The sequence below is a fragment of the Pseudomonas sp. UTLPPB19802 genome, assembly GCF_059730225.1.
Genome location: NZ_AP048545.1, coordinates 7,287,011 through 7,300,000, shown reverse-complemented (window position 1 = coordinate 7,300,000; position 12,990 = coordinate 7,287,011). Strand labels below are relative to the sequence as shown.

Annotated in this window: 8 protein-coding genes and 2 rRNA genes (1 of these 10 running past the window's edge); 7 read left to right on the top strand and 3 right to left on the bottom strand. The window is 61.2% G+C overall.

What is annotated here, in order from left to right; translation table 11 throughout:
* The 5 genes from AC6I6U_RS32320 to AC6I6U_RS32300 all read left to right on the top strand — a co-directional run.
* Positions 1–2,324 (top strand): 23S ribosomal RNA (locus AC6I6U_RS32320); it begins 567 nt to the left of the window's first position.
* Positions 2,325–2,473: 149 nt separating this feature from the next.
* A 5S ribosomal RNA gene (rrf, locus tag AC6I6U_RS32315) occupies positions 2,474–2,589 on the top strand.
* A gap of 456 nt (positions 2,590–3,045) precedes the next feature.
* Positions 3,046–3,705, top strand: a complete 660-nt coding sequence (locus AC6I6U_RS32310) for a paraquat-inducible protein A (protein WP_497879972.1) — start codon at positions 3,046–3,048, stop codon at positions 3,703–3,705.
* Positions 3,692–4,315 carry a paraquat-inducible protein A gene (locus tag AC6I6U_RS32305; RefSeq protein ID WP_054059590.1) on the top strand — a complete coding sequence of 208 codons (624 nt, stop codon included), beginning with the start codon at positions 3,692–3,694 and terminating at the stop codon, positions 4,313–4,315. The genes AC6I6U_RS32310 and AC6I6U_RS32305 overlap by 14 nt, the downstream gene beginning before the upstream one ends.
* The gene (locus AC6I6U_RS32300; protein WP_497879971.1) at positions 4,308–6,611 is read left to right on the top strand and encodes a PqiB family protein; all 2,304 of its coding nucleotides are present in this window, start codon (positions 4,308–4,310) and stop codon (positions 6,609–6,611) included. The genes AC6I6U_RS32305 and AC6I6U_RS32300 overlap by 8 nt, the downstream gene beginning before the upstream one ends.
* Positions 6,612–6,681: 70 nt before the next feature.
* On the opposite strand, the gene mksF is transcribed toward AC6I6U_RS32300, so the two are convergent.
* The 3 genes from mksF to mksB are packed head-to-tail and all read right to left on the bottom strand — an operon-like array spanning position 6,682 to position 11,502.
* Positions 6,682–9,522, bottom strand: a complete 2,841-nt coding sequence (gene mksF / locus AC6I6U_RS32295) for an Mks condensin complex protein MksF (protein ID WP_497879970.1) — start codon at positions 9,520–9,522, stop codon at positions 6,682–6,684.
* Positions 9,519–10,232 (bottom strand): Mks condensin complex protein MksE, encoded by a 714-nt coding sequence (gene mksE, locus AC6I6U_RS32290; RefSeq protein WP_497879969.1) that lies wholly within the window; start codon positions 10,230–10,232, stop codon positions 9,519–9,521. The genes mksF and mksE overlap by 4 nt, the downstream gene beginning before the upstream one ends.
* Positions 10,222–11,502: an Mks condensin complex protein MksB gene (gene mksB, locus AC6I6U_RS32285; protein WP_497879968.1), complete on the bottom strand. Its 1,281-nt coding sequence runs from the start codon at positions 11,500–11,502 to the stop codon at positions 10,222–10,224. Before mksB ends, mksE begins: the two co-directional genes overlap by 11 nt.
* A gap of 171 nt (positions 11,503–11,673) precedes the next feature.
* On the opposite strand from mksB, the gene AC6I6U_RS32280 reads away from it, so the two are divergent.
* Entirely contained in the window at positions 11,674–12,465 is a 792-nt protein-coding gene (locus AC6I6U_RS32280; protein ID WP_497879967.1) for an energy transducer TonB, read from the top strand.
* On the top strand, positions 12,458–12,910 hold the full coding sequence (rimI, locus tag AC6I6U_RS32275; protein WP_497879966.1) for a ribosomal protein S18-alanine N-acetyltransferase: 453 nt from the start codon (positions 12,458–12,460) through the stop codon (positions 12,908–12,910). Before AC6I6U_RS32280 ends, rimI begins: the two co-directional genes overlap by 8 nt.
* The last annotated feature ends 80 nt before the right edge of the window (positions 12,911–12,990 follow it).

The following is a 12,990-nucleotide window of genomic DNA, read 5'->3' as shown; positions in this document are numbered from 1 at the left end:
GGGTCAGCGACTTATATTCAGTGGCGAGCTTAACCGAATAGGGGAGGCGTAGCGAAAGCGAGTCTTAATAGGGCGTTTAGTCGCTGGGTATAGACCCGAAACCGGGCGATCTATCCATGGGCAGGTTGAAGGTTAGGTAACACTGACTGGAGGACCGAACCGACTACCGTTGAAAAGTTAGCGGATGACCTGTGGATCGGAGTGAAAGGCTAATCAAGCTCGGAGATAGCTGGTTCTCCTCGAAAGCTATTTAGGTAGCGCCTCACGTATCACTCCAGGGGGTAGAGCACTGTTTCGGCTAGGGGGTCATCCCGACTTACCAAACCGATGCAAACTCCGAATACCTGGAAGTGCCGAGCGTGGGAGACACACGGCGGGTGCTAACGTCCGTCGTGAAAAGGGAAACAACCCAGACCGTCAGCTAAGGTCCCAAAGTCATGGTTAAGTGGGAAACGATGTGGGAAGGCTTAGACAGCTAGGAGGTTGGCTTAGAAGCAGCCACCCTTTAAAGAAAGCGTAATAGCTCACTAGTCGAGTCGGCCTGCGCGGAAGATGTAACGGGGCTCAAACCATGCACCGAAGCTACGGGTATCACGTAAGTGATGCGGTAGAGGAGCGTTCTGTAAGCCTGTGAAGGTGAGTTGAGAAGCTTGCTGGAGGTATCAGAAGTGCGAATGCTGACATGAGTAACGACAATGGGTGTGAAAAACACCCACGCCGAAAGACCAAGGTTTCCTGCGCAACGTTAATCGACGCAGGGTTAGTCGGTCCCTAAGGCGAGGCTGAAAAGCGTAGTCGATGGAAAACAGGTTAATATTCCTGTACTTCTGGTTATTGCGATGGAGGGACGGAGAAGGCTAGGCCAGCTTGGCGTTGGTTGTCCAAGTTTAAGGTGGTAGGCTGAGATCTTAGGTAAATCCGGGATCTTAAGGCCGAGAGCTGATGACGAGTGTCCTTTAGGACGCGAAGTGGTTGATGCCATGCTTCCAAGAAAAGCTTCTAAGCTTCAGATAACCAGGAACCGTACCCCAAACCGACACAGGTGGTTAGGTAGAGAATACCAAGGCGCTTGAGAGAACTCGGGTGAAGGAACTAGGCAAAATGGCACCGTAACTTCGGGAGAAGGTGCGCCGGTGAGGGTGAAGGACTTGCTCCGTAAGCCCATGCCGGTCGAAGATACCAGGCCGCTGCGACTGTTTATTAAAAACACAGCACTCTGCAAACACGAAAGTGGACGTATAGGGTGTGACGCCTGCCCGGTGCCGGAAGGTTAATTGATGGGGTTAGCTAACGCGAAGCTCTTGATCGAAGCCCCGGTAAACGGCGGCCGTAACTATAACGGTCCTAAGGTAGCGAAATTCCTTGTCGGGTAAGTTCCGACCTGCACGAATGGCGTAACGATGGCGGCGCTGTCTCCACCCGAGACTCAGTGAAATTGAAATCGCTGTGAAGATGCAGTGTATCCGCGGCTAGACGGAAAGACCCCGTGAACCTTTACTATAGCTTTGCACTGGACTTTGAATTTGCTTGTGTAGGATAGGTGGGAGGCTTTGAAGCGTGAACGCCAGTTTGCGTGGAGCCATTCTTGAAATACCACCCTGGCAACTTTGAGGTTCTAACTCAGGTCCGTTATCCGGATCGAGGACAGTGTATGGTGGGTAGTTTGACTGGGGCGGTCTCCTCCTAAAGAGTAACGGAGGAGTACGAAGGTGCGCTCAGACCGGTCGGAAATCGGTCGCAGAGTATAAAGGCAAAAGCGCGCTTGACTGCGAGACAGACACGTCGAGCAGGTACGAAAGTAGGTCTTAGTGATCCGGTGGTTCTGTATGGAAGGGCCATCGCTCAACGGATAAAAGGTACTCCGGGGATAACAGGCTGATACCGCCCAAGAGTTCATATCGACGGCGGTGTTTGGCACCTCGATGTCGGCTCATCACATCCTGGGGCTGAAGCCGGTCCCAAGGGTATGGCTGTTCGCCATTTAAAGTGGTACGCGAGCTGGGTTTAGAACGTCGTGAGACAGTTCGGTCCCTATCTGCCGTGGACGTTTGAGATTTGAGAGGGGCTGCTCCTAGTACGAGAGGACCGGAGTGGACGAACCTCTGGTGTTCCGGTTGTCACGCCAGTGGCATTGCCGGGTAGCTATGTTCGGAAAAGATAACCGCTGAAAGCATCTAAGCGGGAAACTTGCCTCAAGATGAGATCTCACTGGAACCTTGAGTTCCCTGAAGGGCCGTCGAAGACTACGACGTTGATAGGTGGGGTGTGTAAGCGCTGTGAGGCGTTGAGCTAACCCATACTAATTGCCCGTGAGGCTTGACCATATAACACCCAAGCAATTTGCGTCGAATGAGCAGATTGCGGTGTATGAAGACGAAGTGAACCGAAAGTTTGCAACGCACAAATACCTGAATCACATACCCGAATTCGCTGGAGCGTGACCCGCAAGGGCTACGAGCTGGCTACCGAATTTCTTGACGACCATAGAGCATTGGAACCACCTGATCCCATCCCGAACTCAGAAGTGAAACGATGCATCGCCGATGGTAGTGTGGGGTTTCCCCATGTGAGAGTAGGTCATCGTCAAGATTAAATTCCAAAACCCCAATTGCGAAAGCGGTTGGGGTTTTGTCTTTGTGGCGTTGGCAAGTCCGGTGCGGAGCTTGAGGGCCTCTTCGCGGGCAAGCCCTGCTCCTACAATACTTCGTCGTCCATACAGGTTGTGCTCGCCACCCGTCTGTAGGAGCAGGGCTTGCCCGCGAAGAGGCCGCCACAACCGACACAAGACCCAAGGGGGGCTCGTCGGGACGCCGCACCGCCCCGCTGGGCTGCAAGGCAGCCCCAAACCCTGAACCCCCGATCTACCTGGCCCACCGCATAAGCAGGCTTCAGGCCTGCTGCACAGGTGGCATCCCCACAAGCCCCCTCGCCACAAAAGCGGCGTAACCTCACAGGACCCGCCTGCACCCGACAAATTTGCACAGTTATTTTCGAGCCAGCCCACTAGAATAGGCTCAATTCCCTACAGAGCCAGAGCCTCTATCTATGCCGGATCCGGTTGACGCCCCACAGGTGTCGGAACTGCCCCTGGACAAGCTGGTGGCTTGCCACGAGTGCGACCTGCTGATGCGCAAGCCCCAGCTCGGCCTGGGCGAAAAGGCCCAGTGCCCACGCTGTGGCTACGAACTCTATGCCCACCGTCACAATGTCGTCGAACGTAGTCTGGCCCTGGTGATTGCGGCTCTGCTGCTGTATGTCCCGGCGAACTTTTTACCCATCATGCAACTCAATCTTCTGGGTCGTACCTCCGACGATACGGTGTGGAGCGGTGTGCTGGGCCTGCATCACTCCGGCATGACCGGCATCGCCGTCGTGGTGTTCCTGTGCAGCATGGGCATCCCCCTGCTCAAGCTGTTGTGCCAACTGGCAGTGCTGTTGAGCATTCGTTGGGATATCGGGCGCAGCTACGGCCTGCTTCTGTATCGCATTTACCATCACCTGCGTGACTGGGGCATGCTCGAGGTCTATCTGATGGGCGTGCTGGTCGCCATCGTGAAATTGGCGGACCTCGCGGAGTTGAGCCTGGGCCTGGGCCTTGGCTGTTTTGTCGGTCTGTTGTTGCTGCAGATACTCCTGGAGGTGCTGATGTCACCCCACCAGATCTGGCAGGCGTTGTCGGGAGAGGACGAACATGCGGGCGATTGATGCAGGCATCCTGATCTGCACGGAGTGCCACGAGCTGAACCGGCACGAGCCGGACACCGATGGGCAGCTCTGCACACGTTGCGGCGCCCAGGTACACCCGCGCCGCCCGAACAGCCTGATGCGCACCTGGGCGCTGCTGCTGACCTCGGCCATTCTCTACATCCCGGCCAACATGCTGCCGATCATGACCGTCAGCTCCTTGGGCAAAGGCGATCCGGATACGATCATGTCCGGCGTCATCACCCTGGTGCAGCATGGAATGTTTCCAATTGCCGCCGTGGTTTTTGTCGCCAGTATCCTGGTACCAACGTTCAAACTGGTAGGCATCGGCCTGCTACTGTTCTCGGTACAGCGTCACCAGCCGTTGTCGGCCCGGCAGCGGATCATCATGTACCGGTTCATCGAGTTCATCGGCCGTTGGTCGATGTTGGATATTTTCGTGATCGCCATCCTGGTGGCGATCGTCAACTTCGGCAGGATTGCCAGCGTCGAGGCCAACCTCGGTGCAGTGGCCTTTGCCAGTGTGGTGATATTGACGATGCTTGCTGCAATAACCTTTGACCCCCGACTGATTTGGGACAACACGGAGTCGGACGACGACAATGAGTGATTTGCCAAAAGCCAAAACCCGCCCGGCATCGAACTGGTCGGCCATCTGGGTCCTGCCACTGATCGCCCTGATCATCGGCGGCTGGCTCGGCTGGAGGGCCTACAACCAGACCGGTATCGAGATCCAGGTGCGTTTCGAAAGCGGCCAGGGCATTGAGGCCAACAAGACCGTCATCGTCTACAAGGGCATGCCGATCGGCAAGGTCAAGGCGTTGGCCCTGGACACCGAGGGCTCGACCAAGGGCGTGAACGTCACCATCGAGATGAACAAGGACGTCGAGTCGTCCCTGCGCACCAATACCCGCTTCTGGCTGGTCAAGCCGAACGTGTCCCTGGCAGGTATCACCGGCCTGGAAACACTGGTCTCGGGTAACTACATTGCCGTCAGCCCAGGCGATGGCGAGCCGGCGCGCAAGTTCAAGGCCCTGTCCGAGGAACCGCCGCTCTCGGATCTCAAGCCCGGCCTGCACATCACCATCAAGGCTGAACGGCTGGGCTCGCTGAATCGTGGCAGTCCGGTGTTCTACAAGCAGATCCAGGTTGGCCAGATCAAAAGCTATGCGCTGTCGCCGGACCAGAACATGGTCGAACTCAAGGTGTTCATCGAGCCGGCCTATGCCAATCTGGTGCGCAAGCACACGCGGTTCTGGAACGCCAGCGGCATCAGCATCGACGCCAACCTGTCGGGGGTGAAACTGCGTAGCGAGTCCCTGGCCAGCATCGTCGCCGGCGGTATTGCCTTCGCGACCCCGGAAAACCGCAAGGACAGCCCGCCCACTGACCCGAGCCTGCCGTTCCGTCTCTACGAAGACTTCGACGCGGCCCAGGCGGGTATCCGCGTGAAGGTAAAACTCGCCGACTTCGAGGGCCTGCAGGCCGGTCGCACGCCAGTCATGTACAAGGGCATCCAGGTCGGTAGCCTGAAAACCCTGAAGATCGATCCCGATCTGACCAGCGCCAATGCCGAACTGACCCTCGATCCACTGGCCGAGGACTACCTGGTGGATGGCACCCAGTTCTGGGTGGTCAAGCCGTCGATTTCCCTGGCGGGTATCACCGGCCTGGAGGCCTTGGTAAAGGGTAACTACATCGCCATCCGGCCCGGCGACAAGGGCGGTCACCCACAGCGCGAGTTCGAGGCGCGGGCCAAGGCGCCGCCGCTCGACCTGCGTTCTCCCGGCTTGCACCTGGTGCTGTTCACGGACAACCTCGGTTCGCTGGAAGTCGGCAGCCCGATCCTCTACAAGCAGGTCAAGGTCGGTTCGGTACAGAGCTACCAGTTCTCCCGAGACCGCAAGCAGGTGGTGATCGGTGTCCATATCGAGAAAGAGTACGAGGGTCTGGTCAACGCCTCGACACGTTTCTGGAACGTCAGTGGCATTACCTTAAGTGGTGGCCTCACCGGCGGTATCCAGGTCAAGAGCGAATCGCTGCAGACCCTGATCGCAGGCGGTATCGCCTTCGAAACCTTGCGCGAGAAGGCCCCCCTGAAACGGCGTATCCCGCGTTTTCGCCTGTTCGCCAATCACGACGCTGCCGAGCAGCAGGGCACGCTGATCAGCATTCGGGTCGACCGTGCCGACGGCTTGCGCCCTGGCACGCCGATTCGCTTCAGGGGGCTGGATGTCGGCAAGATCGAGAGCGTCGATCTCAGTGACGACCTGCAATCGGTGCTGCTCTCGGCACGCATCACCGAGGTGCCGGAGAAGATCGCGCGGGTCGGCAGCCAGTTCTGGGTGGTCAAGCCGGAGCTGGGCCTGATCAAGACCGCCAACCTGGAAACCCTGGTGACGGGTCAGTACATCGAGGTGCAGCCGGCGGCGAAAAAGCAGGGCGCGCAGACCAACTTCGTTGCGCTCAAGCAGCCGCCGGAGGCGCAGGTGGCCGAGGCTGGCCTGAGCCTGACCCTGAGTGCGCCGCGCCGCGGTTCGCTGAAGGAAGGTGTGCCGGTGACCTATCGTGAAGTGGCGGTGGGCAAGGTGACGGGTTACGAACTGGGCACGACTGGCGACCGGGTGTTGATTCACATCCTGATCGAACCGCGTTATGCACCACTGGTGCGCACGGGCAGCCGTTTCTGGAACAGCAGTGGTTTCGGTTTTGATGTCAGTCTGTTCAAGGGCGCGACGGTTCGTACCGAGTCGTTGGAAACCCTGATCCAGGGCGGCATCGCCTTCGCCACGCCGGACGGCGAACGCATGGGCACTGCGGCACGGCCGCAGCAGACCTTCGCGCTGTTCGACAAGTCCGAGGATGAATGGCTGACCTGGGCGCCGAAGATCCCGCTGGGCAAGTAGCCGCCAACCCGGGACAAACAAAAACGCCGCGATCCGATGATCGCGGCGTTTTTGTTTACAGCCCTTGGAATCAGGCCTCGTCCAGTTCCGGCTCTGCGGCCTCGCTATTCTGCGTGGCCCGTACCTGATCCAGGCGACGGATGTACTTCCAGTCCGCCTCGTCGATGTAGATGCCGTTCGGGCCGCTGCCGCCTTCCAGGTCGATGGCCACATGGGCCGAGACCTGCGGCTTCACGCTTGCCAGGATCGGCACGAAGCCCAGCTGCAGACTGGTCTCCAGTAGAGCCGCCTGGTTGCGTTCGTCGATGTCCGCCGCCTCGTCGAGGTAGTACGGCAACCGCACGCGGCCAGCCAGGTCGCGGTCCATCAGGTGCAGCAACAGGTACATGTTGGTCAGCGCCTTGATGGTCATGGTGGTGCCGTTGGACGCCGCGCCATCGATGTCGGTATGGATCACCGGCTGGCCATGGACCTTGGTGATCTCGAACGCCAGTTCGAAAAGGTCCTTCAGGCCCAGCTGGTTGTGGTTGGCCGCCACCAGTCGGGCCAGGTACTCCTTGGCCTCTTCGTTCTTGTTGTCCTGCTCGGCACTCTGGCTCAGGTCGAACACCGACAGCGTTTCGCCTTCCTCGTACTGGCCGGCGCTGTGGATGATCTGGTCAATGTGCTTGAGCGCTTCCTTGTTCGGCGCCAGGACGATGCGGAAACTCTGCAGGTTGGACACCTGGCGCTTGTTGATCTCGCGGTTGAACAACGCCAGCTGGTGTTCAAGGCTGTCGTAGTCGCTGCGGATGTTACGCAAAGTCCGGGCGATATCAGTGACTGCCGCGCGACGGGCCTTACCCAGGGTCAGCGCTTCATCGGTACGGTGGTCATAGGCGTTGATCAGCAGTTGCAGGCGGCGCTCGACGTCATCCTCGCTGTCGAACTTGGCCACGCCCTTGAGGCGGACCTGGGCATACAGTGCCTCTATCTGCCCATCGACCCGCTGCAGGCCCTGCCAGCTGTCCTGGTAGTCGTTGAGCAGCGGCAGCAGGTTGTCCATGGAGTCGTCGACCGGGTCCATGAACGGAGTCCCGAACGGCAGGTCTGCCGGCAGCAACTGACGACGGCGCAGGGCATCGTCGAGGGTACGCTGCTTGGCTTCCATGTCGCCGATCTGCCGGCCGACCAGTTGCAGCTTGGCCGACAGTTGCTGGACGCGCTCGGTGAAGGCATCGCTGGAACGCTTGAGTTCGTCCTGGGCGGCTTCCATCTGCGCCAGCTGTTCCAGCTTGTCGCCTTCCTCGGCGCTCAGGGTCTCGGCACGGCGGAAGTCTTCCAGCGCCTTCTGCGCATCCAGTACCTGCTGGTACAGTGCTTCGGTCTGCGACTTGCTCGCCGCGCGGTCGGCGGCCACGGCCTGCTGGGTCTTGAGCTGCTTGAGTTCCTTTTCCAGGCGCTCCTTCTGGTCGCGCAGGGCGGCGCGGTCAGCCAGGGCCTGCAGCGCCGGTGGTTCGATGTGCGACAGGTCGATCGACAGGCCCGGAACGACGAAACGCTCGCCCTTGAAACCGTCGAGGATCAGTTCCAGCGACTTGACCCACTCGCCGTCGTCGTCGAGGGCAATGCCATGCTCGCCCAGCGGCAGGCTGAAGAGCGAGCTGTTGAACAGGCGCATCAGGCGTTCGACGTCCTGCTGCGAGAACTCTTCGCGCAGACGCGCATAGCTGTTGTTGTCGGCGTGATCGAGTTGCTGGCGAACCGACTTCAGGCGCTTTTCCAGATCGCGCAGGCGCTCTTCCAGATCCTCGGCACTGAATTGGCGGGACTGGGCAAGGGCACCGGCGAGTTCGTCGTGGGCATCCTTGGCGGCCAGCAGTTGCTGTTCCAGCACCTTGACGTCGTCGACCAGGGCAAAGCGGTGCTTGAGCACCGAGAGTTCGCCGAGCCAGCGCTGGATGCCGCTGATTTCCCGCTCCAGGCGCATCAGCTCCTGGGTTCCGCCACGCTGGTCGTTCTGCAGCGCGTCCTGTTCGCGGCGGTAGTGCTCGGACTGGATCACCAGTTCTTCCTTGCGGGCACTGGCGTAGTCCGACCAGGTGCCCAGCAGCGAGTCCAGCAGCGGCGAGATGCGGTGCAGCTTGCCGCGCAGTACGTCGCGCTGGCGCACCCCGGCGGCCAGGGCCTCGACCAGCGGGCCGGCGGCGACCAGCGAGTTGTAGTCCTGTTCCATGCGTCGCACGTCGCGGAACGCTTCCTCGCAGGCGGCGATGTAGTCGACGCTGCCGGAACGCAGGCTGTGCTCGAAGGCGTCGAGGAACAGCTGCTTGAGCTTGGCCGCGGTGATTTCGCGCATGTGCAGCAGGTTGATGAACAGTGCGCGGAAGGTCTTCAGGCTTTGCTCGCTGGTGGAACGCAGCGGGATCAGGGTCAGGTCCAGCGGGATCGAGGTGTGCCCGCCCACCAGCAACCGACGCAATTCATCAGGCTTGAGTTCGTAGGCCTTCAGGCCGTTGCGCTCGAGGTTGTTGAACAGCTCCTTCTGGCGCAGGCAGGTGTCGTCCTTCTGGTAGTGCGCCAGGTCCAGTTGCCCGGCATACGCGAAGAACTGGTGGCCGAAGCCGCCGCCCGGGCCGCGTCCGACCACGCCGATCACGTGCGGGCCGTGGGGCAGGGAGACTTCGACGAGGATGTAGCTGGTGTCGCTGGCGAAGTAGAAGCGGCGCGACTGTTCCAGGCTGTACTTGCCGAAGCTCATGTCCGACATGCGCGCCAGGATCGGGAACTGCAGGGCGTTGATCGACGCCGACTTGCCGAGGTTGTTCGCCCCGTACACCGACAGCGGGTTTTCCAGCGGGAACAGCCCGAGGCTGTAGCCGGCGGTGTTCAACAGGGCGAAGCGGCGAATGCCGTAGCGTTCCTGGCTCATGCATCCATCTCCTGTTGCTCGTCGGCGATGGCACGGGCCAGCGCGTCTTCTTCACTTTCTTCCTGTTCCGGGCCGAACTCGCTGAGGTCCAGCGGATCGTCGGTCTCCAGGAGTTTCTCGTCGCTGTCCTCGTCGACGATCACCGGCGTCGGCAGCGGCAGCACGCTGTGCAGGCTGGCGGCCATGTCGCGGTCCTGCTGGACCGAAAGGCAGACATCGAGGAAACGGTGCATCGGCGGCAGGAAGCGGAACAGGCCCGGCTCTTCGAGGGCGAAGCCGAGCTGGGTCATGCGGCGCATGATCTTTTCTTCCAGCTCGTCCTGGGTGGTGACTTCGGCCTGGACGAACAGGTCGCGGTATTTCTCCAGCAGCGATGGCAACTCGTCACGGCCGAGGCTGCCGCCGTCGAGCACGGCGATCGGGTCGCGGCCCTGGTCGGCCAGGTGTTCGACCAGGATGAAGGTGAACAGCGCCAGGCGCTGGGCGGTCTTGTTCACCTGCGCGGTGGCGTTGTCCGGGACGAAGTAGTAGAAGCCGCGGGTGTCGCAGACCAGCTCGAAACCGAGCGCCTTGAACAGCGTGCGGTACTGGTCCTGGCAGTTCGACAGTTGCGCGTACAGCTCCGGGTCGCGGCGGCTGATGTGGTAACCCTTGAACAGCTCGCGAAAGATCGGCGCCAGCTGGGACAGTTCGGAAAGATCAAGATGCATGAGGTGTGCTCGCGGAATTCTCGGCGCTGTCTTCGACACGCGAGAGCAGGGCGAAGGAGCGCAGGCTGACCAGGTGCTCCTGTGTGTAGTAGTCGCGGCGTTCGAGACGCTCGCGCTGGAAACGCTTCTCCCGCGACAGGCGCGAGAACCAGTAGAGCAATTCATCGGTGGCGCCGTCCGGCTCCTGTTCCAGCAGCCAGCTCATCAGGTCCGGCATCGGCAGGGCGTCGGTGCAGCGCTCGAGCATCTCCTTGACCGTGCGCGGTGCGCGTGGCGAATCGCCGCCGCGGCTTGCCTTATGCGCCTTGGGGAAGCGCGAAGGCTTGGCTTCGAAGCGGGCCAAGGCATAGACATAGGCCTCGACCTGGCCGGAGCTGCCGAGGAAGGTGCTCTGCGGGCGGGTGAACATCGGCATGGCCGCCTGCGGCACGGCGTCGATACCCTTGCGGCGGATCATCGACAGCGCAAGGGCCGCGCCGCGGGTCACGGCGTTGTGCCGGCGGGCTTCTTCGCGTAGCGGCAGCAGCAGTTCGCGGGCGTGGCGCAGGGTCAGCTGGGCGCTGGTCTGCATTTCGAGGATTCGTGCGTGGGTGCGCAGCAGCATGTCGTCGTCCACCAGGTGACCCAGGCGCTGCTGCTCGCTGAGCATGCGCAGCAGGACGTTCTCGACCTTGCGCACGCCCTGTTCGAAGGCCCCGTCGGCATTCACCAGCTGGATCATCGGCTCGACGTACTCGTCCCAGGTCGCCAGGACCTCGGCGTAGCGCTGGCGCAGCGGAATCTGCCGGTCGCTGGTCTTGGCCCGTTCGGCGACGGCCACCAGTGCCTGTTCGTCGTTGGCGAGCTTTTTCAATACGTCGCGCACCCGCATGTCGAGCAGCCGCAACTGGCGCGCCAGGTCGTTGCCGTCGCGAATATCGAAGGCGTCCTGGATATAGCCGGCCAGGCGTTCGAGGTGGCGCAGGTAGGCTTCGATCTCCAGGCACAGGCCGAGGCGGTGTTCGCGGCGCAGGTAGGCCAGGAAATCATGGATCTGCGCGTTCAACTCGAAGCGGTTCGGGCTTTTCGCCACCGGCACCAGGATGTCGAGGCGGATCCACACGTCCAGCAGGCTGGTGATGTCCTGGGGCGTGCTTTCCAGCTGCTGGGCGGCCAACTGTTGACGCAGTTCGCCAAGGCTCAGGGTGCCTTGGTCGAAGTGTTCGCACAGAGGCTCCAGGAGCGCCCAGTGTTCGGCGAGGGCGCGCAAGACGCGCTTGGGTTCGATCATGGGAATGGCCGACTGATTGGCAAATTGAAAAAGGGGGAGATTGTACTGCATGAAACGGCCTGTTGACCCGCAGGCGATCAGAGGCGCGATGTTATTGCGATCAACTGCGGGCGATCTTGGCCGAACGGCGGTAGAATCAGCGCCCTGAACTTATCCACAGATGGCCGTCCCTTGTTGATCGAGTCCCGTCGCCGCGCCTATCTGACCGCCATGCAGGTGGTCCATTGGCTGCCCCGCACCGAGCTGCCGTTCGCCGCACCGTCGCGTCCGGAGCTGTTTGTCGAGCCTGAGCCGCTGGTCGAGGCGCCGCGCGAGCCCGTGACGCCGACCGCTGAAGTGCGCAAGGCCGCGGAGCCGTTGGCCAGGTCCGCCGAACGCCCGAAAATCGAGGTGCCTCGGCCGACATCGAGCCCTCGTGCCGAAAGCAAGCCACAGGTCGCGGCAGACGAGGTGCCCGCGCCGGTCAAGGCGCCGCCGGTGCCACCACCGCGTTTTTCCCTGCAATTGTTGCGGGCCGGGCGCTGCCTGCTGCTGGTCGAACTGGTCACCGGCCAGCCGTTCCAGAGCCGCGATCCGTCCTACCTGCTGCTCAAGGACATGCTGCGCGCCGCCGGTTTGCCGGATGCACCGCAGATCATCGGCGAGCCGGTGCGTTGGCCGTTGCTGGCCCGCGGCAACCTGGACCAGGGGCCGGACGTCGCCCGCGAGTTCGTCCAGGGTTTTGTTCAGGCGCGCCTGGAAGAGGGCGAGTGCGCCTGTCTGTGGCTGGTCGGCCTGCCGGCGGTGCGTTTCGCCGGTGAAGCCGATGAACAATCCTACAACCGCGAGCTGCAGGTCGAAGGCCTGGGCTCGGCCTGGGCGCTGCCTGGCCTGGAATTACTGATGGACGAGCCGCAGCGCAAGGCGGATGTCTGGCAAGCCATGCGTCGGCTGATGGCGCGCTGGAAACACAACGATGAGTGATGCGGTAAATTTTCGCCTGGCCACCGAGGCGGACCTGGATGCGATCCTGAAGATCGAATACGCGGCGTTCAGCCACCCCTGGACCCGCGGCATCTTTACCGACGCCCTGAAGTCCTACAAGGTCTGGCTGATGTTCGAGGGCAACCAGCAGGTCGGGCACGGGGTGATCCAGGTGATCATCGATGAGGCGCACCTGCTGAATATCACCGTCAAACCGGAAAACCAGGGTCGTGGCCTCGGCCTGCGCCTGCTTGAAGAGCTGATGACGCAGGCCTACGGCATGGGCGCCCGCGAGTGTTTCCTGGAGGTTCGCGACAGCAACCAGACAGCCTACCGGTTGTATGAACGCTATGGTTTCAATGAGGTCGGACGGCGTCGCGACTACTACCCGGCGGTTGGTGGACGCGAGGATGCGCTGGTGATGGCCGCAACGCTGGTCGACTGATCTGTCTGCCCGCGACATCGCCGGCAAGTCGGCGTGACCTTGGGCGCGGGGCGGTTGTCAGAGACTCAGTGCATCATTCT